Consider the following 26,124-nt stretch of genomic DNA (forward strand, 5'->3'; position numbering starts at 1 on the left):
AATTCCGCGCTGCCATGTTTCCGGGAAATTGAACAGGTAAAAAGCATGTTTCTTGCTTGACCGGAACCGGTCTACGGGCGCAACCTTATGCAATCGATCCCACAAACGTGGAGCGTAGCAGAGACCCCGGGGGACCCATGGATCGCGACGACGTCAGCTGGCGGGGCTACTGGCCGGCCGCGCCGACACCCTTCACCGAGGATGGAGCGCTGGACGAGCAGGCGTGGCGCGCGCTGCTCCGGCTCTACGCGGCGCAGGGGGTGCACGGAGTCCTGGTCAACGGGAGCACCGGTGAGTGGTTCAGCCAGACGCCCGCCGAGCGTCGCCGAGTCGCCGAGATCGCCGTGGCCGAACTCTCCGGGCGGATCCCGGTGGTCGTCGGCGTCACCGCCTACACCCCCGGCGAGGCGATCGAGCTGGCCAGGCACGCGGCCGAGGCGGGCGCGGACGGCGTGCTCGCCACCCCGCCGCCGTACGTCCATCCGGGTCCCGAGGAGATCCTCGCCTTCTTCCGGGAGGTCAGCTCGGCCACCGACCTGCCGTTCATGGTCTACAACTGGCCGCGCGGCGTCAGCGTCGACATCTCCGCCCACCCCGGGCTCATGCGGCGCCTGGCCGACCTGGACCACGTCGTGGCGATCAAGGACAGCACCGGCGACTGGCTGCGCATGCTCGGCACCGTCGAGGCCGTGAGCGACCAGGTCCGGGTCTTCGGCAGCTTCGTGCACCGGCGCGGCCTGGCCGTGCTGATGGAACTGGGCGGCGACGGCAACATCGACGGGGGAGGGCTGGGCGCGCCGTTCGCGGTGCCGTACTACGACGCGGTCGCGGCCGGGAACGCCAAGGCCGCCCGCGGCTGGGCCGACCGGTACGCGGGGCTCTCCACCCGCCTGATCAACCCCGACTACAGCGGCGTGTACGGCACGCCGATCGCCCAGCTCAAGGCCGCCATGGCGATCCTCGGGCAGCCGGGGGGACACCTCAGGCCGCCGCTGCTGCCGATCGGCGACACGGCGACACTCGACGCGATCGGCGCGGTCCTGCGGGAGTCCGGCCTGGCCGAAGCCCGGGGTGAGCGATGACCCGGACCGCGACGATCATCGTCGACGACCGCCCGGTGACCGCCGTGGCGGGCGTGAGCCTCACCGCCGCGCTCGTCGGCGACCGCCGGTGGGCGCTTCGCCGCAACCCGGTCGACGGCGGGCCGCGCGGCCCGTTCTGCGGGATGGGCGTGTGCTTCGAGTGCGAGGTGACCGTGGACGGCGTGCCCTCGGTCCGCGCCTGCCTCACCAGGATCCGGCCCGGCATGCGCGTCGACACCGGAGCGCCCGATGATCGTTGAGCGTGACGTCGTCGTCGTGGGCGGCGGGCCCGCGGGGCTCACCGCCGCCGCCCGGCTGGCATCGGCCGGGCTGACCGTGACGATCCTGGACGAGCAGCCCGAACTCGGCGGTCAGTACTACCGGCGGCCGGCGCCCGAGGTCGCCAGGCGCTGGGGCGACCACCGCCGCGAAGGCGGCGAGCTGATCGCCGAGGCGCGCGCGGCGGGGGTGGAATGCCGCCCGGGCCATCTGGTCTGGGGGCTGGCCGACGACGGCCGCACGCTCCTCGCCGAGGATACGGCCGGGTCGCCGGTCCGGTTGCGGGGCCGCGCCATCGTGCTCGCCACGGGCGCCTACGAGCGGGCCCTCCCCTTCCCGGGGTGGCAGCTCCCCGGCGTGACCACGCCCGGCTTCGCCCAGCACCTGGCGGCGAGCGACCACACCCCGATCGGGGAGCGGGTCGTGCTGGCGGGCTCGGGGCCGTTCCTGCTGCCGGTCGCCTGCTCGCTGCTCGCGCTCGGGGTGAAGGTGGCCGGCATCGCCGAGGCGGGCACGCCGTACCGGCTGGGACGGCGGGCGCTGGGCGCGCTGCGCCACCCCGCGCGGCTGCGCGAACTGGCCGGGTACGCCGCGCGGCTGGCCCGCGCCCGGGTGCCGATCTGGCAGGGCACCGTGGTGCTCCGCGCCGACGGCCGCGACCGCGTCTCCGCCGTGACGCTGGCCGCCGCCGCGCGCCCCGGCCTGGCCGTCCGGACCGTCGAGGTCGACGCCCTGTGCGTCGGGTACGGCTTCCGCCCGCAAACCGACCTGGCCCGCATGCTGGGCTGCGAGGTCGTCGCCGACGCGGCCACCGGCGACGCGATCCCGGTCACCGACGCGGCCGGCCGCTCCTCCCGCCCGGACGTGTACGTCGTGGGCGAGGCCGCCGGGATCGGCGGCGCGCACCTGGCCAAGGCGCGGGGGCTCGCGGCAGCCCACGCCATCCTCACCCGCGAGACCGGCCACCCCACCCCTCCCGCCGAGGCGCGCTCGCTCGCCCGCCTCGGCCACTTCGCCGCCCTCACCGACGCGCTCTACCCCAGCCCGGCCCTCCTCCTCGACACGCTGCTCCCCGCCCTGCCCGACAGCACGCTGGCCTGTCGCTGCGAGTCCGTCACCGTCGGCGAGCTCCGCGCCGAAGCCACCGGAGACGTCAACGCCGCCAAGGCCAGGACCCGCGCGGGCATGGGCCCCTGCCAGGGGCGCGTGTGCGGCTTCGCCGTCGCGGGACTCGTCGGGGGCGACACGGTCTTCCCTTCGCGGATCCCGGTACGCCCGGTGCGGATCGCGACGCTGCTCCAGCTCGCCACGGAAGGCGAGACCGCATGAAGCGCACCGCGGACGTCGTCATCGTCGGGGCCGGAGTGCTGGGCGCCGCGGCGGCCTGGCAGCTGGCCCGCGGCGGAAGCCGGGTCGTGATCTTCGACCGGGGCGCACCCGGCCGCGAAGGCTCCGGGACGACGGCGGGCAACCTGCACGTGCAGGCCGTGCACACCCGGCGCCCCGGCCAGGAGGTGCCCCTCGACAGCGCCAAGTTCCTGCCGTTGCAGCGGGCGGCCAGCGACCGGTGGGAAAGCGTGGAAGACGACCTGGAAACCTCGGTCGAACTGCGGCGGAGCGGCGGATTCACCATCGCGGAGACCCCCGACCAGTGCCAGGAGCTGAAGGAGAAGCACACCTGGGAGGCGGCCGCCGGGATCCCGACCGAGGTCCTCGACGGCGACGCCGCCCGTGCGGCGCTGCCGCTGCTCGGCCCCACGGTCGCCGCCGCAACCTGGTGCGAAAGGGACGGCTACGCCAACCCGTTGAAGGTCACCCCGGCCTACCTGGCCGCGGCGGCCCGGCACGGGGCCGAACTCGTGCCGTACGCCCCGGTGCGGGAGATCACGCGGCGCGGCGCGACCTGGCGGGTCAAGGCGGGGGAGCACGTCGTGGAAACCCCCGTGGTGATCGACGTGGCCGGGCCGTGGCTGGGCGAGATCGCCGCGCGGGCCGGGATCCGGCTGCGGATGACGCCGGTGGCGATCCAGATGCACGCCACCGTGCGCGCCCCCGTCACCCTGTCCCACCTGGTCCAGCACATCGGCGAAGGGCTGTCGGTGAAGCAGGTCACCGCGGGCAACCTGCTCATCGGCGGCGGCTGGCCGGCCGGGAGCCTGAACCTGGCGGGCAGGAGCGCGACCAGCACGCGCAGCCTGCTGGGCAACGTGGCCCTGGCCGTACGGGTGCTGCCCTTCATCCGGGACCTGCGGCTGCTGCGCGCCTGGGCGGGACCGCTGGCGGCCACCCCCGACGAGATGCCGCTGATCGGCGAGGTGCCCGGCGAGCCCGGCTTCCTGGTGGCCGGCGGGACGTACGCGTTCACGTTCGCGCCGCTGTGGGGCGAGACGCTGCGCCGCCTGGCCGAGGGCGCGCCGCCGCCGGTGGAGATCGCCGACCTCGGGCCCGACCGGCTCATGACCCAACCGATGACGCACGAAGGGAGACAGCGGTGCTGACACTGACCGGCGGGCACGTGGTGGACGTACGCTCCGGGCGGATCCGCCGGAACGTCAACGTGGTGGTGCAGGACGGGCGGATCGAGCGGATCACCGCCGCCGCCCCGCCACCGGAGGCGGCCACCGTCGAGCTGGGCGGCAGGTACGTCCTGCCCGGCCTGATCTCGGTGCACACCCACCTGTCGGTGCGCTACCCGTTCTCCGCCATCGACGAGTCGGAAGATTCTGGACTCACGGCCCTGCGGGCGCTGTCGCGGGCCCAGGACGCCCTCCACGCCGGGGTCACCACGATCCGCTGCGTGCACGAGCAGAACCGCGCCGACCTCCTGGTGCGCACGGCCGCCGAGCAGGGCTGGGTGGCCGCGCCGCGCATCGTCGGCGCGGGCCGCGCGATCTCCACGACCGGCGGCCACGGCCACGGGAGCGCCTGCTCCTACGCCGACGGCCACGACGGCTTCCTGCGCGCCGCCAGGCAGGAGCTCGCGGCGGGCGCCGACCTGCTCAAGATCTTCATCACCGGCGGCATCGCCCACCAGGGCGAGTCGTTCACCGGCGCGCAGATGACGGCGGAGGAGATGCGGGCGGTCGTCCGCGCCGCCGAGGAGCACGGCACCTACGTCACCGCGCACGCCGGATCCGGATCGGCGATCAGGGAGGCGCTGCACGCGGGGGTGCGCGGCTTCGAGCACGCCTACGAGCTGGACGAGGACACGGCCGCGCGGATGGCGGAGCGGCGCGTCTACCTCACCCCCACCCTGTGCGTCACCCGCTGCCCGGAGTGGATGGCCGAGCACGACTTCACGGCGTGGCAGATCGAACGCGCGCTGGAGGTCGGCCCCGGCCACCTGGCCAGCATCCGCCGGGCCATCGCCGCCGGCGTCGCCGACCCCGCCGACCCGCGGGCCCCGGGCATCACCATGCTCGCCGGCACCGACTACCCGCCGGGCGAGCCGATCGAGGACACCGTGGTCGCGGTCCGCGAGATGGAGTTCCTGGCGGAGGCCGGTCTCGACCCGGCCCAGACGCTGCGCGCCGGCACCCTCGACGCGGCCCGCCTGGTCGGGCTTGCGGGCCGGGCGGGCTCCGTCGAGGAGGGCTACCTGGCCGACCTGATCGTCACCGACCGCGACCCGCTCGGGGACGTCTCGGCGCTGCGCCGCATCCCCTTCGTCATGCAGGCCGGGCGGATCGTCCGCGACGACCTGCCCGCTCCCCGGCACGGAGGTGCCCTGTGAAATCGGCGATCCGCTTCGCGGTGGACATCGGCGGCACGTTCGTCGACGCCATCGCCTACGACGAGACGACCGGCGAGCTGAGGCTGCACAAGGCCCCGACCACGCCCGGCTCGCCCGCCCGCGGCGTGTTCGACGCGGTCGGCGGCCTCGCGGACCGGCTCGACGACGTCGAGGCGTTCGTGCACGGCACGACGCTCGGCCTGAACGCCATCCTCCAGCGCCGGGGCGCGGACGTCGGGATCATCACCAACGAGGGGTTCCGCGACCTGCTGGAGATCGCCCGGGCGAACGTCCCCGCGGCGCACATGTACGACTTCTCGTACGCGCCCCCGCCGCCGCTCGTGCCCCGCCGCCACCGCACCGGCGTACCCGGCCGGATGGACGCACAGGGCGCCGAGGTGACGGAACTCGACGAGGACGCGGTGCGCGAGGCGGGCCGCCTCCTGGTGGAGGAACGCGGGCTGCGCTCGCTGGCGATCTGCTTCCTGCACTCCTACGCCAACCCCGCGCACGAGCGGCGGGCCGCCCGGATCCTGCGCGCGGCCTACCCGGACGTATCGGTCTCGACCTCGACCGACATCACCAGGGAGTACCGCGAGTACGAGCGCACCAGCACCGTCACCCTCGACGCGTACATCAGGCCGGTGCTCAACGACTACATCGGCGCCCTGGAGGGCGGCCTGGCAGACGCGGGGCTCACCCGCCCGCTGCACATCATGCGCTCGGGCGGCGGCGCGATGACCGCAGAGCTGGCCCGGCGCGCGCCGCTGATGACCGTGCTGTCCGGCCCCGCCGGCGGCGTGGTGGGCGCGTCCTTCCTGGCCCGCGAGCAGCACCTGCCCAAGCTGATCTCCTTCGACGTCGGCGGCACCAGCGTGGACTGCTGCGTGATCGAGGACGGCGAGCCGGGGGAGGTGCACGAGGCGGCGATCGACGGTTTCCCGCTGCTCATCCCCATTTTCGACATCCGTACGGTGGGCGCGGGCGGCGGCTCGATCGCCTGGATCGACGAGGGCCTGCTCAAAGTCGGCCCGCACAGCGCCGGCGCTGTTCCCGGGCCGGTGGCGTACGGCGCGGGCGGCACCGAGCCGACCGTCACCGACGCCGCGCTGGTGCTCGGCTACCTGGACCCCGCGGCGTTCCTGGACGGCGAGATGGCCATCGACGCCGGCGCCGCGCGCGCCGCGATCGAGACCGAGCTCGCCGTCCCCCTCGGCGTGACCGTCACCCAGGCGGCGGCGAGCGTCTTCCAGGTCCTGCTGGCCCGCACGGTCGGCGCGCTGCGCGAGATCACCGTCGAACGCGCCCTGGACCCGCGGGAGTTCGCCCTGCTCGCCTACGGCGGCGCCGGTCCGCTGCTCGGCCCGATGCTGGCCCGCGAGATGGGCATCGCCACGACCCTCATTCCGCGGGTCCCGGCCGCGTTCTCCGCCTTCGGCATGCTGATGTCGGACCTGGAGTACGAATTCGCCACCACCGTGCTGCGTCCGCTGAGCGACGCCACCCTCGCCGCCGTCGAACCCGCCTTCGCCGAGCTGGAGCAGCAGGGCGAGGAGGTGCTGTCCACGCAGGGCATCAAGCCCGAGGACCGCAAGCTGATCCGCCGCCTCGACGTGCGCTACCACGGCCAGGAACACAGCCTCGGCATCGACCTGGCCCCCGGCGACACGGCCGCCACCGTGCTGTCCCGCTTCAACGCCCAGCACGAGGCCAGGTACGGCCACGCGATGCCGGACGCGGGCCAGATCCTCACCCTGCGGGTGCGCGCGGTGGGAAAGCTGGCCAAACCAGGGCTGCGCGAGCTGCCGGCCACCGGCCCGGGCCGCGCGCGACCCGCCGGTTCCCGCCCGGCCTTCGACGTCGCGACCGGCGAGGTCACCCCCTTCCAGGTGTACCTCAGGGACTCGCTGGCGCCCGGCCACACGCTGCGCGGCCCGGCGATCGTCGAGGAGGGCACCTCGACCACCGTGATCTTCGCCGACCAGCGGCTCACGGTCGACGGCTACGGACAACTGCTGGTCACCGGCGCTGGAGGAGACGATGACTGAACCGCTGGACGGGGCCACCGTCGAGGTGATCCGCAACTACCTGGTCTCGGTGGGCGAGCAGATGCGCCGCACCCTGGTCAGAGCCGCGTTCAATCCGGTGATCTACGAGGTGCTGGACTTCGGCATCTCGATCTACAACGCCGACCTGGAGCTGACGGCGGAGGCGGCGGGGATCACCTCCTTCCTCGGCGCGAACGACCACGCCATCGTCAAGGGCGTCGAGTACGTCGGGCGGGAGAACCTCCGCCAGGGCGACGTCTACCTGCTCAACTATCCGTACTGGAGCGGCGCGCACTCCTACGACGCGATGCTGTTCGCGCCCGTCTTCCGCCCCGGGCACGAGGGTCCCGCCGCCTACCTGGCCGTGCGCGCGCACTGGATGGACCTCGGGGCGAAGGCCCCCGGATACGTCCTGGACTCCACGGACATGCACCAGGAAGGGCTGATCTTCCCGGGCACGAAGATCGTGAGCCGGGGTGAGGTCGTCCGCGACATCGTCGAGCTCATCCGCTTCAACTCCCGCCTGCCCGACCTGACCATCGGCGACTTCCACGCCCAGCTGGCGTCACTGCGCACCGGCGAGAACCGGCTGGCGCAGGTCTGGGAGAAGTTCGGCGGGCCGACCGTGGACCAGGCCGTACGCCAGATCATCGAGCACGGCGAGCGGGTCGCGCGCAAGGCCGTGGCGGCGCTGCCCGACGGCACCTGGACGGCCTTCGACTACTGCGACGACGACGGCATCACCGACGACCTGATCCGGATGGAGGTCAAGGTCACCATCGCCGGTGAGCGCATGGAGGTCGACTTCAACGGTTCGGACGGCGCGGTCGCCGGGCCGGTCAACCTGCCCATCGGCGCCACCGAGAGCCTGGCCAAGGCGATCTACAAGGAGCTGACCACCGCGACGGAGCCGTCCAACGCGGGGCACTACCGGGCGCTGGCGATCAAGGCGGATCCCGGCAACTTCTTCCACGCCGTCTACCCGGTCGCGACCTTCACCCAGTGGAGCGGCATCGTCGCCTTCGAGCTGATGCACAAGGCGCTGGCCCAGGTGCTGGACTCCATTCCCGCCTCCTCGGGGGGCGACGAGCCCGGGTTCATGGCGCTCGGGCACGATCCGCGTACCGACGCCGACTATGTGATCAGCAACAACGAGGGCATCGGCTGGGGCGCGAGCAGGGACCACGATGGCGCCAACGCCCAGCAGCACCCCTCGCAGAGCGTGGTGCGCAACACCCCGATCGAGGTGCTGGAGCACAAGGCGACCCTGTTCCACGAGCGGCTCGAACTGATCCCCGACTCCGGCGGCGCGGGCCGGCACCGCGGCGGCCTGGGCGTGCTCAGGCAGGTCCGCTACCTGGCCGACGGCGAGGTGCTGTCGATGAAGAAGAAGAGCAAGACCCGCCCCTGGGCGCTGCACGGCGGCCAGGAGTCCGAGCCCAGCGAGATGGTGCTGTGGCCGGAGACCGACCGCGCCAAGCGGGTCGGAATGTACCGCGCGGCGATGCGGGCGGGGGACCGGTTCGTGAACCGGACCGCGGGCGGCGGGGGATACGGCGATCCGCTGGAACGCGATCCAGCCGCGGTGGTGGCCGACGTGCTGGACGGCTACGTCAGCGCCGAGGTCGCCGAGCAGATCTACGGGGTGATCGTCGATGAGACCGGCGGCTGGCGGCCCACACCCGCCAGAGCCGAAAACCACGAAGGGTAACAGCCGATGCACCGCTCCCATATCCCGCCCAAACTGATCTCCATCCTCCTCCTCGGTTCGCTGGCCCTCGCGGCGTGCGGCGGCGCCGGCGAGCAGAGCGGCTCGACCGGCTCCACCGGCGGCGCCGACCCGCGCAAGCAGACACTGATCATCGCCGAGAACGAGCCGCCGGCCACGTTCGACCCGGCCCAGGCGGACAACTCCACCGTGGACGAGGTGGTCATCCCCGCCTACGACACCCTGGTCCGGTACGAGGGCGACAAGCTCAGCCCCTCGGTGGCCACGGAATGGGCCTTCGCCGCCGACGGGAAGAGCCTCGACGTCACCCTGCGCGGCGACGTGACCTTCCACGACGGCGCCAAGCTGACCGCCGCCGACGTGGCGTACACGCTGGACCGCATCGCCAAGCTCAAGATCGGTGTGGCCTCGCTGATGAGCGCCTACGACTCGACCACGGTCACCGACGACACCCACCTGACGATCAAGCTGAAGCAGGCGTACTCGCCGTTCCCCGCCGCGCTGACCAGGGTCTACCTGCTCAACTCCGCGCTGGTGAAGACCAACGCGGGCGCGGATGACGGGCAGCAGTGGCTGGCCGCAGGCGACGCCGGGTCGGGGCCGTACAAGCTGGCCGGGTACACCCCCAACCAGGAGGCCAAGTTCGTCAAATTCGACGGCTACTGGGGCGGCTTCACCGGCCAGGCGACCAACGTGGTATTCCGCTACCTGCCGCAGGCGGCGACCCAGAAGACCTCGCTCACCAGCGGCGACATCGACATCGCGATGGACATCGACCCCAACGACTGGGCCGGTCTGGAAAGCTCCGGCTACGTGGTGAACAAGGCCGACACCAACGTGCAGCTGTACGTGTTCTTCAAGATGAAGGACTCCCCGCTGGCCGACAAGGCGCTGCGCGAGGCCATCGCCTACTCCTACGACTACGACCAGCACGTCTCGGCGATCCTCAAGGGCGCGGGCAAGAAGGCCGTGGGCGTGCTGCCCAGCGCGATGTCCTGTTTCGACCCGACCGTGCCGCAGCCCGGCCGCGACCCGGAGAAGGCCAAGAGCATCCTCGCCGCCGCCGGCCTCAAGGACGTCACCCTGACGATGACCTACCTGAAGGCGACGGCCGAGATGGAGCAGGCGGCCACGCTGCTCCAGTCGAACCTGGCGGAGGTGGGCATCACCCTCCAGCTTGAGGCGATCACCTACCCGCAGTACGCGGAGAAGCTGAAGAGCAACGCCACCACTCCCGACCTCGGCATGATCTACGCCTTCCCGCCGTACCCGGACCCCGACTCGGTCCTGTACCTGCTGTTCGACTCCAAGTTCATCAACAACGGCCAGAACAACGGCGGCTACGACAACCCCGCGATCGACACCCTGGTCCGGGGCGCGCAGCAGCAGACGGACCTCGATCAGCGGTGCACGGCCTACAAGGAGGCCCAGCAGACCATCGCCGCCGACGTGCCCTCGGTCAACATGTCCAATCCGCAGTACGTGACGGTCCTGCGCGCCGGGCTGAACGGCTACGTCTACCAGCCCGCGCACCACCAGACCGTGGACGTCTACAAGATCCAGGTGGGCTGACCTCCCATGGGCCGCTTCCTGCTGCGGCGCCTGGTCACGAGCGTCGTCGTCCTGGCCGGGCTGGCGGTCGTCACGTTCCTGATGACCCAGGTCCTGCCCGGCGACCCGGCCAGGGCCGCGGCGGGGCGGAACGCGACGGCCGAGCAGGTCGCCGCGGTCCGCGCGCGGCTCGGTCTCGACCAGCCGCTGCCCGACCAGTTCTCCGGCTACCTGGGGCGGTTGCTCCACGGCGACCTCGGCACCTCGGTCTTCACCCAGCGGCCGGTGCTGGACGACGTGGCCGCCATGCTGCCCGCCTCGGTGGAACTGGTGCTGGCCGCGATGGCGATCAACATCGCGGTGGCCGTGCCGCTGGGCGTCTACGCCGCCTACCGGCGCGGCCGGGCGGCGGACGTCGCCGCCCGGCTCATCACCCTGCTCGGCGCGGCGGTGCCCGTGTTCTGGCTGGGGCTGATGCTCCAGCTCGTCTTCGCGGCCCAGCTGCGCCTGCTCCCGCTCACCGGCCAGCTCGCCTTCGGGCAGCAGGTGCCGGAGATCACCGGCATGATCTCGCTCGACGCGCTGCTGTCGGGGAACTGGACGGCCTTCGGCGACGCCCTGCTGCATCTCGTGTTGCCGGCCGTGACGCTGGCGGCGGCGTTCGTCGCCGTGGTGGCGCGGACGGTGCGCTCCTCCATGATCGCCACGCTGGACTCCGACTACATCACGCTGGCCCGGGCGACCGGCGCGTCGGAGCTCCGCGTGGTGGTGCGCCACGGCCTGCGCAACGCCCTGGTCCCGGCCAGCACGATCCTCGGCATGCAGCTCGGCTGGATGCTCGGCTCCACCGTGCTGGTCGAGGCCATCTTCGGCAGGACCGGCATCGGCGCGTACGCCGTGACGGCGGTCCTGCAGAACGACCTCTACGCCGTGATCGGCACCGTCCTGGTGATCGGAGTGGTCTTCGTGGTGATGAACGTCGTCGTGGACCTGGTCCAGCTCTGGCTGAACCCGCGCCTGCGCAAGGCGGCTGGCCGGGAGCGGCGGGCGGAGATCGCGGTGCGGGCATGACGCCGATCGATCGGATCGCCTTGGCGGTCGCCGTGCTCGTGGTGGCGCTCGCCGCGGTGGGCCCGTTGCTCGCACCCCACGACCCCTACGCCGTCGACCTGGCCAACGCGCTCCAAGGTCCCTCCGCCGCGCACTGGTTCGGCACCGACGTCAACGGCCGCGACGTGCTCAGCCGGATCCTGTACGGCGCCCGGGTCACCCTGCCCGCCACCGTGATCGTGATCGTCGCCGCCACGCTGATCGGCACCCTGATCGGCACGGTCGCCGCGCTCGGCGGGAGGGCCGTGGACGAGGTGCTGATGCGGCTCACCGACATCGGCCTGTCCCTGCCCTCGATCATCCTCGCCCTCGGGCTCGCCGCCGCGCTCGGCCCCGGCCTGCGGTCCGCGGTCATCGCCCTGGCCCTGACCTGGTGGCCCGGCTACGCCAGGCTGGTCCGCACCCTGGTCCGCGAGGTCAAGGACGCGGAGTACGTGGACGCGGCCCGCATGCTCGGCGTCTCCCGGGCCAGGCTCGTCTTCCGGCACATCCTCCCCAACGCCCTGAACAGCCTCTACGTCCAGACCACGCTGGATGTCTCCGCCGTGATGCTGGTCATCTCCGGCCTGTCGTTCGTCGGGGTGGGCGCGCAGGTGCCGTCCGCGGAGTGGGGGGCCATGATCGCCGCGGCCGCCAACAACCTCACCAACGGCTGGTGGGCGGTGGCCTTCCCCGGCCTGGCGATCCTGCTCACCGCCGTCGCCTTCAACCTGGTGGGCGACTGGCTGCGGGTACGCAACGACCCGACGATCCGGGAGGAGGTTCGATGACGTCCATCTTGCTGGCCGTACGAGATCTGCGGGTGTGCTATCCCGGGCCCGTTGAGGTCGTCCACGGCGTGGATCTCGACCTGGCGCGCGGCGAGAAGCTCGCCCTGGTCGGCGAGTCCGGCTCCGGCAAGTCCGTCACCGCCCGCGCGATCCTGCGGCTCGACCCCGACGCCACGCTGAGCGGGCGGGTCGAACTCGACGGCGCCGACCTGCTCACGCTGCCGCCCCGCCGGATGCGCGCCATCCGCGGCGCCCGCGTCGGCCTGGTGTTCCAGGACCCGCTCGCCGCCCTCAATCCCGTCATGACGATCGGCTGGCAGATCACGCAGCCGCTGGTCATCAGGGGCGTACCCAAGAAGGTGGCCAGGCGGCGCGGCGTCGACCTGCTCGCCCGCCTCGGCGTCCGCGACGCCGAGCGCCGCTTCGACGACTACCCCCACCAGTTCTCCGGCGGCATGCGGCAGCGTGTCGTCATCGCCATCGCGGTCATCGCCGAACCCGATCTGCTCATCGCCGACGAGCCGACCACCGCCCTGGACGTGCGCGTCCAGGCGCGGGTGCTGGAACTGTTGCACGAGCTGACCGACGAGCGCGACATGGCCGTCCTGCTCATCACCCACGATCTCGGCATCGTGGCCGGTTTCGCCGACCGGGCCGTGGTCATGCGGCACGGCCGGGCGGTAGAGACCGGCACAGTCGAGGACATCTACCACCGCCCCCGGCACGAGTACACCAAGGCGCTGCTGGCCGCCGTCCCCCGAATCGGCGGCGACCCCACCCGCCCGCTGGTCACGATCAAGGAGGGTGAACGGTGACCGAGCCCCTGTTGCGCGTGGCGAACCTGACGAAGAGCTTCGCCGGGCGCCGCGTGCTGTCCGGCGTCTCCTTCGAGGTCGCGCCGGGCGAGGTGCTCGGCCTGGTCGGCGAGTCCGGGTCGGGCAAGTCCACCACCGCGCGCTGCGTCGCCCGGCTGACCGAACCCGACGCCGGGCAGGTCGTCCTCGGCGGGCGCGACGTGCTCGCCGCCGGCCGCCGCGAGCTGCGGGTGCTCCGGCGCGACATGCAGATGGTCTTCCAGGACCCGTACGCGTCGCTGAACCCGCGCATGACCGTGGCCGCGCTGATCGAGGAGCCACTCGCCGTGCACGGGCTCGAACCCGACCGGCGGCTGCGCCGGAAGCGGGCCGCGGACCTGCTGGAGACCGTGGGCCTGTCGGCCGAGCACCTGGACCGCCATCCCCGGTCCTTCTCCGGCGGGCAGCGGCAGCGCATCTCCATCGCGCGGGCGCTGGCCGTGCGGCCCCGGCTGCTCATCTGCGACGAGCCGGTCTCCTCGCTGGACGTCTCGGTGCAGGCGCAGGTGCTCAACCTGCTGCGCGACCTGCGGCAGCGGCTGGGCCTGTCGATCCTGTTCATCGCCCACGACCTCGCGGTCGTCTACTACCTGTGCGACCGGGTCGCGGTCATGGAGCAGGGCGCGCTGGTCGAGATCGGCACGCGCGCGGAGGTGTACGGGAATCCGCGGCATCCGTACACCAGGTCCTTGCTGGACGCCGTGCCCGTGCCTGACCCCACCGATCGAGGGAGTCACCCATGAGAATGTTCGTCAACGGACAGGCGATGTCCGGAGGCAGCCTGAACACCGCCTTGAGCGGCGCACGCCTCCTCGGACCCGCCGAAACCGCACCCCGCTACCGGTTCTACTCGGTGCGGGATGAGTTCCCGGGCCTGCACCCGGTGATTGGCGACGGCGTGGCCGTCCCGGGAGAGCTATATGAGGTGACCTACGAGATCCTGCGCGAGGAGCTGCTTCCCCGCGAACCGCCCGAGCTGGAACTGACGGTGATCGAACTGTCCGACGGCTCGGGCTGCCTGTCCATGCGGATGCGCGCGGAGTCGCTGACCGCGCCCGGGGTGACGGACATCAGCGCCGCGGGCGGCTGGCGCGCGCACATGGCCGCGAGCGCGCGATGACGCCCGCTGAGACGGTGGTGCGCGGGGGAACGGTGGTCGAGGCGGGCTGGTCCGCGCCCGCCGACGTGTTCATCGCCGAGGGCCGGGTGACCGCCCTCGCCGTGCCCGGCACCCCCGCGCCGCGCGGCGCCACCGAGATCGACGCGTCCGGGACGCTCGTCATGCCCGGTGGCGTGGACCCGCACTGCCACGTGGGCTTCACCTCCGGCGAGTTCACCTCGCTCGACGACTACGCGCAGTGCACGACGGCCGCCGTGTTCGGCGGCACCACGACCATCGTCGACTTCGCGATCCCGCGCCCCGGCGAGCGGCCCGCCGATGTCGCGTACGCCCAGCGGGCGAAGGCCGGGCAGGGGCTGTGCGACAGCGCTCTGCACGCCTGCGTGGTCGAGTGGGACGAGACCGTGCCCGCCCAGCTCGGCGCGCTGGTCGCCGACGGCGTCGCCACCGTGAAGATGTTCACCACCTACCGCGGCGAGACCATGGCGAACGAGGACACCATCCTGCGCACCATGAAGACCCTGCGCGACCTCGGCGGTATGGTGGTGATCCACTGCGAGGCCGACCACATCATCGAGGACGCCCAGACCCGCTGCGCGGCCAGCGGCGCGATCGGCGCCGAGCACATGGCCGGCACCCGCCCCGAACTGGCGGAAACGGCGTCCGTGGCCGAGGTGCTGGCCATCGCCGAGTCGCTGCGCGCCCCCGTCTACTTCGTGCACCAGTCGACCGCCGAGGCCGTCGAACTGGTCGCGGCGGCCCGCCGCCGCGGGGTGCGCGCCTTCTCCGAGTCGGTCGCCCACCACCTGATCCTCGACGACACCCGGTACGGCGGCGCCTCCCCGGAACGGTTCGTCTGCTGCCCGCCGCTCCGCCCGCGCCCAGCCGTGGACGCGCTCTCCCGCCACCTGTTCACCGGCGAGATCACCACGATCGGCAGCGACCACTGCTGCTACGACCTGGCCCAGAAACGGTCACACCGAACCGACGTACGAGCCATGCCGAACGGCCTGCCCGGCGTCGAGACCCGCCTCCCCGTGATCTTCTCCGCGTACGTCGCGGGCGCCGGTCTGCCCGCCAGCCGCTTCGTCGCCCTGACCTCGGCCAACCCCGCCCGGGCCAACGGCCTGTATCCCCGCAAGGGCACCCTGATGCCCGGCGCCGACGCCGACATCGCGATCTGGGACCCGGTCGCGCGATGGCAGGTGACCAGCGGCGAGCTCCACATGGCCACCGACTACACCCCCTACGAGGGCATGCGCCTCACCGGCCGCCCGCGAACCGTCCTGGTCGGCGGCCGACCCGTCGTCCACGACAACACCCTCCTGGACCCCACCCCGCACGGCCGCCACCTGCCCGCGGGACCCATCCTGACCTCTACAGCATGAGCACCAGTTGAACGGCGATCAGGATGTCGAGGATGCCGCACCACTCGGCGTAGGAGCGGGCCACGACCTTGTCGTCTCACGCGCCGGTGAGCACGATCTTGCCTTGGAGGTGCCCGCGGGCGGCTCGTTCGTGCGCCCCTCGAGCATCCGCAAGCGGGAACGTGCTGTCGATGGCGACGCGAAGGGTGCCCGCATCGAGCAGGCGCCCGAGTGCTGCGAGCTGCGGGCCGTTCGAGCGCACTTGGGTGCCCGAGATCGTGACGCCTAGCTTCGCGGTCTCCTCGGGGTCGTAGTCGCCGAAGAACACCGGGTACAACGCGCCGCCGCGCTTGAGCGTGCGCAGGAGGCGACTGCTGTCGCGGCCACCGACGGTATCGAGAACGAGATCGACGTCGTGCGCGGCTTCCTCGGGACGGCTCTTGGTGTAGTCGATGAATCGGTCGGCGCCGAGCTCGCGCAGGAACGACTCATGCGTTCCCGATGCCACCGCGATGACACGTGCGCGCTTCCATTTCGCGAGCTGCACCGCGAAGTGCCCCACGCCGCCCGCGGCGCCATTGATGAGCACCGTCGTCTCGGCGCCGAGTGCCATCGGGCGATGCCGTGCCGCTTGAAAGGGCGACGGATGCTCGTGTCCGAGCTCGATCAGGAACTGCCACGCGGTGAGCCCTGCCATGGGCACCCCTGCGGCGTGCACGTGATCGAGGCGAGCCGGCTTGCGGGCGAGGTCTGACGCGGGTGCGGCGACGTACTCGGCATAGGCGTTGCCTTCGAGGCCGGGAAAGCGCAGGAGGCCGAAGACTTCATCGCCGACGGAGAAGCCAGCTACATCCGCGGCGATGGCCTCGACGACGCCCGACACGTCCGTCCCCGGAATGGCGGGCAAGCTCAACGGCGGTCTCACCTCAGGAGGCACGTTGGGCATTCCTTCGCGACGGTACCAGTCGGGGGGATTGACGCCAACCGCGTGAACGCGAATGAGCACCTCACCCGGCTTCGGCTCGGGAATCGGCACCTCGTCGTAACGCAGCACCTCAGGACCACCGAACTCGTGCAGCCGAATGGCCTTCATCGTGTTTGCCGGCATCGGTTTCGCCTTTCACTGCAGCTGGGCTAGGCTTAGCGGAGCGGTGCTCCGAATATATATGGAGCACTGCTCCGATTGTCAAGGTGGGTAGATGCGAGCCGACGCGAAGAAGAACTACGACCACCTGCTTGTCGTCGCGAGCGCCGTCGTGGCCGAGCAAGGCGCCGACGCGTCGCTGCGTGATGTCGCCCGCAGGGCCGGCGTCGGGCTCGGCACGCTGTACCGTCACTTCCCGACGCGAGAGGCGTTGCTTGAGGCCTTGCTCCGCGCAGGCTTCGACGAGCTGGCGGCACAGGCAGCCGAGCTCGAAACGTCGAGCTCGCCCGAGGAGGCTCTTGTTTCGTGGCTACGCGACTGCGTCGCGTGCGCACATGAGTATCGGGGCGTTGTGGCGCTGATGATGGCCGCCATTGAAGACACCGAGTCCGCACTCCATGCTTCGTGCGTCACGATGCGCGCGGCCGCCACGCGGCTCCTCGCGCGCGCTCAGGCCGCGGGCATGGCGCGGACCGACATCGATGGCACCGATCTGTTCGCGCTGATCGGGGCGCTCACGTGGCTCGGCGACCAACCTTCGCTCGCGCGCCGCGCCGATCATCTCTTCGGTGTCGTCGCGAGCGCGATCCTGACCGATCAAGCGCGCAGATCATGCGCCCCGCGGCCACAAAGTTGATCCGCGACGGACTGGCCCACGGCGCCTATTCGTCCCTGACCCACGAAAAGAGCTCACTCGCTTAGGGAGCGAAGTACACTCGACGCCGAAACCTCGGCAACCTGCATCTCCGGTATACCGAAAGGTGATGGACGCATGAAGTCAAACGTCAATATCCGTTTGGAAGTTCCGCACGACTTCGACGACTCGGATGCCGAGACCCAGGTCCACCCCATGGCCAGGAAGCTGTTTCCCGCCACAACTGCCGCAGGAGCATTCAGAAAAGCAGAGCAGTGGGTGGAGGAAAATGCCGTTTTCCTCGTTGATGTTTCTTGGGATTTCATGCACGACGAACCCGAGCCCTACGTACTGAGCATTTACTTTACCTTCGAGCTGAATCCCGAGGACGAGTAGGATCGACCGGCCACGCGACGTCGTCAATCGCGAGCCACGGCGCGACGGCCACGGCCGTGGGCGTGAGTCCGGCGAACGCCTTGACCTCGCGGTGGCGGTGGGGCTGGTCGACGTAGCCGCTCTCGGCGACGCCGGCGGCGGCGTGACCCGCCGCGAGAAGGTGGGCGGCGTGGTCGAAGCGCACCAGCCGGGCGGCGCGTTTGGGGGTGATGCCCAGCTGGGACCGGAAGCGGGACCACAGGCGCTTGCGGCTCCAGCCGACCTCGTTCGCCAGGCCGTCGACCCGCACCCGCCCCCGGCTGGTGAGCGTCCGCCGCCAGGTGTAGACGACTTCCGGATCGACGGGTGGGCGGGCGCCCAGCCGTCGGCCGAGGATTTCCGCCGCGATCGTGAACCGTTCGTCCCACGACGCGGCGGCGCGCAGCCTGTCCTCGGCTCGCCCGGCGTCGCGGCCCCAGACAACGGCTGCGAAAGGAGCGCGTCGAGACTCGGTCCTGTGCTGATCAGCGCGAGCGACCGCACCAGGTCGGGGCGCTGTTCGGCGAGCGCGGTGGCGATGTAGCCGCCGCTGGAGTGCCCGACCGTGGTCACGCGACGAACGCCGAGGTCGTCGAGCACCGCTGCCACCCGGCCGGCCTGCACGGGCACGTCGTATGACCGCGCGGGCGGGGACTGGCCGCAGCCCGGGAGGTCGACCCGGATGACGTGATGGTGGCCGGCGAGTGCCGGGACCACCGGGCTCCAGGAAGCGCCCGAGAAACCCGATCCGTGGATGAGCAACAGCGGCGGCGCCTCCCGCGGGCCGTCGTGGACCACGCGCATCCCATGCGACTGCTCAAGGTTGTACTCACTCATGCAGAAGACGATGTGTGGGCTGCCGACCATCAGTCTTGGACAAATGTCTGCACTCCCGTCGCGCTCGCTGAACATGCCCTGGGGGACATTAGCGCTGACCTGGGCTAACGCAATCGCGTCTACCTGGTGACAGCACACCGGCCAGTGGACGATACATCGGATGTTTTGTCACGGTCTATCGGACGCATGCAGAAGATTGTTCTGATTTGCCGAGTCGTGAAGGGGTCGTGGCCTCCCGCAAGGACAGGGTGAGCTGGGACGGTCGGATCTCGCCGGGAGATGCGAGCGCCGGAGCGTGACCACTGAGGTCCGATCACGAGTGGGAGAACATCGGACCATAAGTCTTGTTGCGGACAGGTTTCGGTGCTATTTCCTTATTTCGGACCCCCCATGTGATCGGAGGAATCTGTGATCAACTCTCCGCAGCGAAGACTAGGTGTCTCCCTCCTCGCCGCGTTAGCCCTGGCTGTCGGGTTGACGATACCGGTGCAGGCGCAGGCCGACCCCGAACCGGCAGTCACCGCAGCCCAGACACCCGATGACTTAACCCTGTGGTACGACAAGCCCGCGACCAACTGGGAGACCCAGGCTCTGCCGATCGGCAACGGGCCGCTGGGCGCCAAGGTCTTCGGCGGCGTGGCGAGCGAGCAGATCCAGTTCAACGAGAAGACCTTGTGGACCGGCGGTCCCGGTCAGGCCGGTTATGACTTCGGCAACTGGCGGACGCCGCGGCCGGGCGCCATCGCCGACGTGCAGGCGCAGATCGACCGCGACGGCAGAGTGAGCCCGGACAGCGTGGCCGCCCGGCTCGGGCAGGGCAAGACCGGTTTCGGGTCGTACCAGACTTTTGGTGACCTATATCTGGACATCGCCGGAGCGCCGCAGAGCTCCACCGGCTACCGCCGCGAGTTGAGCCTGCGCGACGCCGTGGCCAAGGTCGGCTACACCGCCGACGGTGTCACGTACTCCCGCGAGTATTTCGCCAGTAACCCCGGCAACGTGATCGTGGGCCGGCTCTCGGCCGACCAGGGCGGCAAGGTCTCCTTCACCCTGCGGCACACCTCACCGCGCAACGACAAGACCGTCACCGCCGCCGACGGGCGACTCACCATCCGCGGCGCGCTGAGCAGCAACCAGCTGAAGTTCGAAGCCCAGGTACAGGTGATCGCCCAGGGCGGCTCCCGCGTGGACGCCGGGGACAAGATCACCGTCACCGGCGCCGACAGCGCGGTGTTCGTGCTGTCGGCGGGAACCGACTACGCCGGGACGTATCCGACCTACCGGGGCGAGGACCCGCACGCCGCCGTCACCGGCGCGGTGGACACCGCCGCGGCCAAGAGCTACGACCAGCTCAAGGCCGCCCACCTCGCCGACTACCGCGAGCTGTTCGACCGGGTGAAGCTGGACCTCGGCGGATCGACGCCGACGATCCCCACCGACGAGCTGCGCAGGAACTATACCGGCGGCTCCGCCCTTCAGGACCGCGCCCTGGAGGCGCTGTTCTTCGCGTACGGCCGCTACCTGCTGATCGCCTCCTCCCGCGAGAACGACATCCTGCCCGCCAACCTCCAGGGCGTGTGGAACAACGTCACCAATCCGCCGTGGGACGCCGACTACCACGTCAACATCAACCTGCAGATGAACTACTGGCTGGCCGAGCAGACCAACCTGCACGAGACCACCAAGCCCTACGACCGCTACATCACCGCCATGGTCGCCCCGGGCCGCAAGACCGCCCAGGACATGTACGGCGCCCGCGGCTGGGTGGTCAACAACGAGACCAACCCGTACGGCTTCACCGGCCTGCACAACTACCCCGCCTCGTTCTGGTTCCCCGAGGCCGCCGCCTGGACGACCCAGCACCTGTACGACACCTACCGCTTCACCGGCGACGTGACCTACCTGCGCGAGACCGCCTACCCGGCGATCAAGGGCGCGGCCGAGTTCTGGCTGGACTTCCTGCACACCGACCCGCGTGACGGCAAGCTCGTCGTCTCGCCCAGCTTCTCCCCGGAGAACGGCCAGTTCTCGGCCGGCGCCTCGATGTCGCAGCAGATCGTCCGCGAGGTCTTCACCAACGCGCTCGCCTCGGCCAAGAAGCTGGACGTCGACCAGGCGTTCCAGGACGAGGTGACCGCGGCCCTGAGCAAGCTCGACCCCGGCATCCGGATCGGCTCCTGGGGCCAGCTGCAGGAGTGGAAGACCGACTGGGACTCTCCCACCGACACCCACCGGCACGTCTCCCACCTGTTCGCCCTGCACCCGGGCAACCAGATCACCGCGGGCACCCCCGAGGGCGAGGCCGCCAAGGTCTCCCTGACCGCGCGCGGCGACGGCGGCACCGGCTGGTCCAAGGCCTGGAAGATCAACTTCTGGGCGCGCCTGCTGGACGGCGACCACGCCCACAAGATGCTCGCCGAGCAGCTGAAGTCCTCCACCCTGGACAACCTGTGGGACACCCACCCGCCGTTCCAGATCGACGGCAACTTCGGCGCCACCGCGGGTATCGCCGAAATGCTGGTGCAGAGCCAGCACGACGTGGTGCACGTGCTTCCCGCGCTGCCCAGCACGTGGAAGGACGGCTCGGTGACCGGCCTGCGCGCCCGCGGCGACGTCACCGTCGACGCCGCCTGGAAGGGCGGGGCCCCCGACACGATCACCGTACGGCCCGGCAAGACCGGCCCGCTCAAGGTCAAGTCGTCCATCATCACCGGCCACTACCGGGTCTACGACGAGCAGGGCGACAGCGTCGACCCGCAGCGCGATGGCGACGTCCTGAGCTGGGAGGCGCAGGCAGGCAAGGCGTACACGATCGAGAACGAGTCCGCCGTCACCCTCAAGGCGCCGGCCGCGGCCTCGCCCGGCGTCCCGTTCGAGGCCGAGGTCACCGTGACGGCCATCCGCGACCGCGAGGTGCCCGCCTCCGACGTGACCCTCACCCTGCCCGCCGGGTGGACCGCCACGCCGGGCTCCCAGCACCTGCCGGCCGCCGCGCCCGGTTCCCCCCGCACCGCCACCTTCACCGTCACGCCCGGCCCGGCCACCGGATCACGCCAGGCGCAGATCATCGCCAAGGTCGTCGGCGACTCCTGGCAGGGCTCGGCCACGGCCGCGCTCGCCCTGACCCCCTGCTTCGCCCCGCCGACCGGCTCGGTGCTGGTCGCCTGGGACCCGACGCAGGGCGGCACGGTCACCGACTCCTCCGGCAACGGCCGCCACGCCACCGTCGCCGGCGGCACAGCCACCTACGACAGCACCGCGCCCACCGGCAGCGGGCTGAACCTCACCGGCTCCACCTACCTGGTCACCGGCAACACCCTGCTCGGTTACCTGCCCGAGGCCACGTTCGCGGCCGAGGTGAAGATCGGCGGAACCGGCTACCGCCGCCTGTTCGACTCCCAGCCGTCCGGCAACCCCGGCAACGACGGAGTGCTCATCGACGTGACGCCGAGCAACCAGCTGCGGTTCATCGGCGCGGGCACGGGCATCACCCTGAACACCACCCTGCCCACCGGCCGCTGGATCGACCTGGTGGTCACCCTCGACCGTACCGGCCTGGTCACCGTCTACGTGGACGGCGAGCAGAAGGCCACCGGCCAGGCCACCTCCGACGGCATCACCGGCTGCACCTCCCGCTCCCTCCGCTTCGCCGCCGACCAGGGCGGCGGCCAGCGCATGACCGGCGCGGTGGACCGCGCCGTCATCATCGCCGGGAAGCTGACCGCGGCGGAGGCGAGGAACTGGAAGCAGCTGGCCGACAAGTTCGCGCCGGTGACGACCGCGACGACCGACCCGGCCCAGTCGGCGAGCGGCTGGTTCACCAGCGCGCTGCTGGTCACGCTGTCCGGAGCCGATGAGGCGCAGGGCAGCGGGGTCGACCGTACCGAGTACCAGCTCGACGGCGGCGCCTGGACCGGTTACGCCGAGCCGGTCGTCATCACCGGCGACGGCCCGCACGCGCTGGCCTACCGCTCCGCCGACAAGGCGGGCAACGTCGAGGACGCCAAGACCCTCGCGGTCAAGGTGGACGCGACGGCGCCGGTGACCACCGCGGAGCCCGCTCCGGCGAACGACGGCGGCTGGCACGCCGACAGCGTGCCGGTGGTTCTCGCCGCGACGGACGAGACGTCCGGCGTGGCGGGCACCGAGTACTCCCTGGACGGCGGCGCCTGGACGCCGTACACCGAGACGGTGGTCATCTCGGGTGAGGGCGAGCACGAGCTGCGCTACCGCTCGACCGACAAGGCCGGGAACGTCGAGGAGATCAAGGCCGTGACGGTCAAGATCGACGACAGCGCTCCCACCGTCCTGGTCACCGGTGTCGCCGACGGCACCACGTACGGCGACAGTCTGGACCTGGAGATCGCCTGGGAGGCCATCGACTCCGGATCCGGCGTGAAGACGGTGACCGGCACCCTGGACGGGCAGCCGCTCCAGTCCGGGACCCTCCAGCCGCTCTACAAGCTGGCCCTGGGCGAGCACACGCTCACCGTCGCCGCCGTCGACAACACCGGCAAGCAGACCGTGCAGACGGTGAAGTTCTCCGTCGAGACCTCGACGGACGACATCTCCGCGCTGATCGACCGCTTCGAGGCCGCCGGGAAGCTCAACGCCACCGGCGCCGCCAAGCTGCAGGACAGGATCGCCAAGGTCATGGTGTCCGAGGACAAGGGAAGAGAGCGAGACAAGAAGAAGATCGTCAAGAAGCTCGAGCGCTTCGTGGAAACCGTCAACGACCCGAAGATCGTCTCGAACCCCGAGGTCAAGACCACCCTCCTGCGTGACGCCAACGCTTTGATCACCGAGAACGGCGGCACACCACAGAACTGATCGACCCCCACGAGAGGTGCCGGGCAACCGCAAGGAACCCCGGCACCTCTCCTATTTGGACAACCCCAACTGCATGAACTCCGGTGGGTGCACGATGAGCCAGGCGCGGGAACTGGCCGGGGGACGCTGTGGTCACCGCGCGGACTTGGCCTCGACTCGCTTCTTCAGTGCCTGGTTGAGCAGTTCGAAGCCCGTCTCCGTCCGCCGCAGGGTTCGCCTGAGAAGGGGGACGAGAAGGCCGGTGAACACCTCACGATGGCGGAATCGCGTGCCCTCGTCGATCGGCTCCAGGATGAACTCGTGCCGCGCGGCGAACAGTCCCGGCACGGAGACCTTGCCCAGCCAGCACAGACGCCGCGCGGGCTCGGCGATCAGAACGGTCGGCTGGTGGGTCATGCCCTTCTCGCCGGGCGGCCGGATGTGCAGCCGCAGGGTGCTTCCCTCGACCGCTTCCCCCTCGGCGCGCAGGATGAACGGATTCCACTCGGCATAACTCCCGAAGTCCGCGATGACCGCCCAGACCTCGGCAGGCGCAGCTTTGATTATCAGCCCTGTGTCGATCGTGTGCACTTTTCTCGCTTTCCTCGTGGCCGTGGATTCCAGCAGTAGGGGCGACACCATGCGCGAGGGCGGCCCTCGCACAACAGCACGACCCGGCGACCGTCTGTTCGCCCTCGCCAAGAAGACCGGGAAGATCTTCCGCAACGCTACCCGGGGCGGCCGGGACCGGCGACCCCGAAGAAATCTTTCGGCGTTGCTGTCACAGGCCGGGAGGCTGTCCTGTCTTAGCTGGCGACCGGATGGCAATCGATGCCCCGGCGGACAGGACAGGAAGGCTTGTCATGAAGATCGTGGTAATCGGGGGTACCGGTCTGATCGGGTCGAAGCTCGTGGCCAAGCTCGGTGAGCACGGTCACGAGGCGGTGGCGGCGTCGCCGAACACCGGCGTCAACACCCTCACCGGCGAAGGGCTCGCCGATGTCCTGGCCGGGGCGTCCGTGGTGATCGACGTGTCGAACTCCCCGTCGTTCGAGCCCGCCGCGGTGCTGGAGTTCTTCGAGACCTCCACGCGCAACCTGCTCGCGGCGGAGGCGGCGGCAGGCGTCGGGCACCATGTCGCGCTGTCGGTGGTGGGGACCGAGCGGCTGCCCGGCAACGGCTACTTCCGGGCGAAGATCGCCCAGGAGAAGCTGATCGAGGGCTCGTCGATCCCGTATTCCCTCGTGCACGCCACGCAGTTCTTCGAGTTCACCCGGAGCATCGCCGACGCGGGCACCGATGGCGGCACGGTCCGGATGGCCCCGGTGCTCTTCCAGCCCATCGCGGGCGACGAGGTCGCCCAGGCGGTCGGCAGGATCGCGACGGGGTCGCCGTTGAACGGCAGGGTGGATGTGGCCGGGCCGGAGCAGTTCCGGATGGACGTGTTCTTCCGGGACGCGCTGGCGGCGTGGCACGACCCGCGCGAGGTGGTCACGGACCCGCACGCGCGCTACTTCGGCAGCGAGCTGGAAAACGGAAGCCTCGTGCCGGCGGGCGAGGCGATTCTCGGCGAGATCCGGTACGCGGACTGGCCGGGCCGCATCCCGGCCGGCGAGTAGCGCACCCCACCACCCAGCGTGCGGAAGCCGGTCCGCGCGGACTTCTCAGCGCGGTCGAGGCGCTGGAAGCCGCCTCTTCGACAGTCGAAGCGAGATGATCGTTGTGACAGGGACGCTCGTCGAGCAGCAAGGGCCAACGATGCAGTCGAAGGACACCGGTGGCCTCCAGGAGGCGGAGGCGTTGTTCCATGCGGCGCGTGGGCGCTTGTTCGGGATCGCCTACCGCATGCTGGGCAGCGTGAGCGAAGCCGATGATCTGCTCCAAGAGGTGTGGATCCAGTGGCAGACCTACGATCGGGCCACCGTACGGAACCCGGAGGCGTTTCTCGCGACGACGACGACCCGGCTCGCGATCAACGTCCTGCAATCGGCGAGGGTACGCCGGGAGACTTACGTCGGTCCGTGGTTGCCGGAGCCGGTCGACACCACCGCCGACCCGGCGCTGGGCGCCGAGCGCGCGGAGGCCCTTGAAGTCGCGGTGCTGATGTTGCTGGAGCGACTCACCCCCACCGAGCGCGCGTCATACGTGCTTCGAGAGGCGTTCGCATACTCCTACGAGGAGATCGCCGAGATCATCGGGCACACGCCGGCGAACGTGCGCCAGCTGGTCAGCCGCGCGCGAAAACACCTGACTGCGGAAATACGCGCAAATGTCGCCATCTCCGAGCAGAAACGGTTCCTGACCGCGTTCGTGGCGGCCGCGCGGTCAGGAAACGTCGCCGTACTGGAGGAGCTTTTCGCCGAGGACGTCATCTCCTACTCCGACGGCGGAGGTGCCGTCCGGGCGTCGAAGTTCCCGGTCGTTGGCCGTCGCCGCGTGGCGAAGTACGTGCACGCGTTCGCCGGCAGGTTCTGGTCCGGCGTGACGGTGGACCCGGTCGAGGCCAACGGCTGTGCCGCGGTGCGCCTGTCCCGTGACGGGGACGTGTTCGCCGTCGTCACCGTGCGCGCCACCTCGGACGGTATCGACCGAGTGCTGTGGATGATGAACCCGTCGAAGCTCACGGCCATGGCCCTATAGGGG

General features: G+C 70.8%; 22 protein-coding genes and 1 pseudogene. 19 read left to right on the forward strand and 4 right to left on the reverse strand.

Annotated elements, in window-relative coordinates; all coding sequences use genetic code 11:
* Positions 1-137: 137 nt before the first annotated feature.
* From ABGB08_RS25400 to hydA, 14 genes are read left to right on the forward strand one after another with little or no spacing between them, the layout of a single operon-like run.
* The gene (locus ABGB08_RS25400; RefSeq protein WP_347594399.1) at positions 138-1,082 is read left to right on the forward strand and encodes a dihydrodipicolinate synthase family protein; all 945 of its coding nucleotides are present in this window, start codon (positions 138-140) and stop codon (positions 1,080-1,082) included.
* The gene (locus ABGB08_RS25405; RefSeq protein ID WP_155359962.1) at positions 1,079-1,342 is read left to right on the forward strand and encodes a (2Fe-2S)-binding protein; all 264 of its coding nucleotides are present in this window, start codon (positions 1,079-1,081) and stop codon (positions 1,340-1,342) included. The genes ABGB08_RS25400 and ABGB08_RS25405 overlap by 4 nt, the downstream gene beginning before the upstream one ends.
* A complete protein-coding gene (locus ABGB08_RS25410) occupies positions 1,332-2,690 on the forward strand; it encodes an NAD(P)/FAD-dependent oxidoreductase (RefSeq protein WP_347594401.1) in 1,359 nt (452 codons plus the stop codon). Before ABGB08_RS25405 ends, ABGB08_RS25410 begins: the two co-directional genes overlap by 11 nt.
* Positions 2,687-3,859 carry an FAD-binding oxidoreductase gene (locus tag ABGB08_RS25415; RefSeq protein WP_347594403.1) on the forward strand — a complete coding sequence of 391 codons (1,173 nt, stop codon included), beginning with the start codon at positions 2,687-2,689 and terminating at the stop codon, positions 3,857-3,859. Before ABGB08_RS25410 ends, ABGB08_RS25415 begins: the two co-directional genes overlap by 4 nt.
* Positions 3,853-5,094: an amidohydrolase family protein gene (locus tag ABGB08_RS25420; protein WP_347594405.1), complete on the forward strand. Its 1,242-nt coding sequence runs from the start codon at positions 3,853-3,855 to the stop codon at positions 5,092-5,094. Before ABGB08_RS25415 ends, ABGB08_RS25420 begins: the two co-directional genes overlap by 7 nt.
* The gene (locus ABGB08_RS25425; RefSeq protein WP_347594407.1) at positions 5,091-7,142 is read left to right on the forward strand and encodes a hydantoinase/oxoprolinase family protein; all 2,052 of its coding nucleotides are present in this window, start codon (positions 5,091-5,093) and stop codon (positions 7,140-7,142) included. The genes ABGB08_RS25420 and ABGB08_RS25425 overlap by 4 nt, the downstream gene beginning before the upstream one ends.
* A complete protein-coding gene (locus ABGB08_RS25430) occupies positions 7,135-8,853 on the forward strand; it encodes a hydantoinase B/oxoprolinase family protein (protein WP_347594409.1) in 1,719 nt (572 codons plus the stop codon). Before ABGB08_RS25425 ends, ABGB08_RS25430 begins: the two co-directional genes overlap by 8 nt.
* 6 nt (positions 8,854-8,859) lie before the next feature.
* Positions 8,860-10,443 (forward strand): ABC transporter substrate-binding protein, encoded by a 1,584-nt coding sequence (locus ABGB08_RS25435; protein ID WP_347594411.1) that lies wholly within the window; start codon positions 8,860-8,862, stop codon positions 10,441-10,443.
* Between the two features lie 6 nt (positions 10,444-10,449).
* On the forward strand, positions 10,450-11,493 hold the full coding sequence (locus tag ABGB08_RS25440; RefSeq protein WP_347594413.1) for an ABC transporter permease: 1,044 nt from the start codon (positions 10,450-10,452) through the stop codon (positions 11,491-11,493).
* Positions 11,490-12,302, forward strand: coding sequence for an ABC transporter permease (locus ABGB08_RS25445; protein WP_347594415.1), 813 nt, complete (start codon positions 11,490-11,492; stop codon positions 12,300-12,302). Before ABGB08_RS25440 ends, ABGB08_RS25445 begins: the two co-directional genes overlap by 4 nt.
* Positions 12,299-13,117: an ABC transporter ATP-binding protein gene (locus tag ABGB08_RS25450; RefSeq protein WP_347594417.1), complete on the forward strand. Its 819-nt coding sequence runs from the start codon at positions 12,299-12,301 to the stop codon at positions 13,115-13,117. Before ABGB08_RS25445 ends, ABGB08_RS25450 begins: the two co-directional genes overlap by 4 nt.
* Positions 13,114-13,899 (forward strand): ATP-binding cassette domain-containing protein, encoded by a 786-nt coding sequence (locus ABGB08_RS25455; RefSeq protein WP_347594420.1) that lies wholly within the window; start codon positions 13,114-13,116, stop codon positions 13,897-13,899. Before ABGB08_RS25450 ends, ABGB08_RS25455 begins: the two co-directional genes overlap by 4 nt.
* Entirely contained in the window at positions 13,896-14,276 is a 381-nt protein-coding gene (locus ABGB08_RS25460) for a gamma-glutamylcyclotransferase (protein WP_347594422.1), read from the forward strand. The genes ABGB08_RS25455 and ABGB08_RS25460 overlap by 4 nt, the downstream gene beginning before the upstream one ends.
* Positions 14,273-15,664 carry a dihydropyrimidinase gene (gene hydA / locus ABGB08_RS25465; RefSeq protein WP_347594424.1) on the forward strand — a complete coding sequence of 464 codons (1,392 nt, stop codon included), beginning with the start codon at positions 14,273-14,275 and terminating at the stop codon, positions 15,662-15,664. The genes ABGB08_RS25460 and hydA overlap by 4 nt, the downstream gene beginning before the upstream one ends.
* Before the next feature lie 76 nt (positions 15,665-15,740).
* Here the strand turns inward: hydA and ABGB08_RS25470 are convergent, their stop codons facing one another.
* A complete protein-coding gene (locus ABGB08_RS25470; protein ID WP_347594426.1) occupies positions 15,741-16,751 on the reverse strand; it encodes an NADP-dependent oxidoreductase in 1,011 nt (336 codons plus the stop codon).
* 91 nt (positions 16,752-16,842) lie between these two features.
* On the opposite strand from ABGB08_RS25470, the gene ABGB08_RS25475 reads away from it, so the two are divergent.
* Complete coding sequence (locus ABGB08_RS25475; protein WP_347594428.1) at positions 16,843-17,424, forward strand: helix-turn-helix domain-containing protein; 582 nt, start codon at positions 16,843-16,845, stop codon at positions 17,422-17,424.
* A gap of 135 nt (positions 17,425-17,559) precedes the next feature.
* Positions 17,560-17,817 (forward strand): hypothetical protein, encoded by a 258-nt coding sequence (locus tag ABGB08_RS25480; RefSeq protein ID WP_347594430.1) that lies wholly within the window; start codon positions 17,560-17,562, stop codon positions 17,815-17,817.
* Here ABGB08_RS25480 and ABGB08_RS25485 read toward each other — a convergent pair.
* Entirely contained in the window at positions 17,786-18,106 is a 321-nt protein-coding gene (locus tag ABGB08_RS25485) for a helix-turn-helix domain-containing protein (RefSeq protein ID WP_347594432.1), read from the reverse strand. The two genes, ABGB08_RS25480 and ABGB08_RS25485, sit on opposite strands and share 32 nt — an antisense overlap.
* Positions 18,088-18,747, reverse strand: a pseudogene (locus ABGB08_RS25490) (alpha/beta fold hydrolase); the annotation flags it as partial. The gene ABGB08_RS25485 and the pseudogene ABGB08_RS25490, both read right to left, overlap by 19 nt.
* A gap of 399 nt (positions 18,748-19,146) precedes the next feature.
* Here ABGB08_RS25490 and ABGB08_RS25495 point away from each other — a divergent pair.
* Positions 19,147-23,502, forward strand: a complete 4,356-nt coding sequence (locus ABGB08_RS25495) for a glycoside hydrolase N-terminal domain-containing protein (protein ID WP_347594434.1) — start codon at positions 19,147-19,149, stop codon at positions 23,500-23,502.
* A 132-nt stretch (positions 23,503-23,634) separates the two neighbouring features.
* Here the strand turns inward: ABGB08_RS25495 and ABGB08_RS25500 are convergent, their stop codons facing one another.
* Positions 23,635-24,072, reverse strand: coding sequence for an SRPBCC domain-containing protein (locus ABGB08_RS25500; protein ID WP_347594436.1), 438 nt, complete (start codon positions 24,070-24,072; stop codon positions 23,635-23,637).
* Positions 24,073-24,344: 272 nt separating this feature from the next.
* On the opposite strand from ABGB08_RS25500, the gene ABGB08_RS25505 reads away from it, so the two are divergent.
* The gene (locus ABGB08_RS25505) at positions 24,345-25,100 is read left to right on the forward strand and encodes an SDR family oxidoreductase (protein ID WP_347594438.1); all 756 of its coding nucleotides are present in this window, start codon (positions 24,345-24,347) and stop codon (positions 25,098-25,100) included.
* Between the two features lie 94 nt (positions 25,101-25,194).
* The gene (locus tag ABGB08_RS25510; RefSeq protein ID WP_347594440.1) at positions 25,195-26,121 is read left to right on the forward strand and encodes an RNA polymerase sigma-70 factor; all 927 of its coding nucleotides are present in this window, start codon (positions 25,195-25,197) and stop codon (positions 26,119-26,121) included.
* The last annotated feature ends 3 nt before the right edge of the window (positions 26,122-26,124 follow it).

Origin of the sequence: Acrocarpospora sp. B8E8, assembly GCF_039871605.1 — a bacterium.
Classification (GTDB): domain Bacteria; phylum Actinomycetota; class Actinomycetes; order Streptosporangiales; family Streptosporangiaceae; genus Acrocarpospora; species Acrocarpospora macrocephala.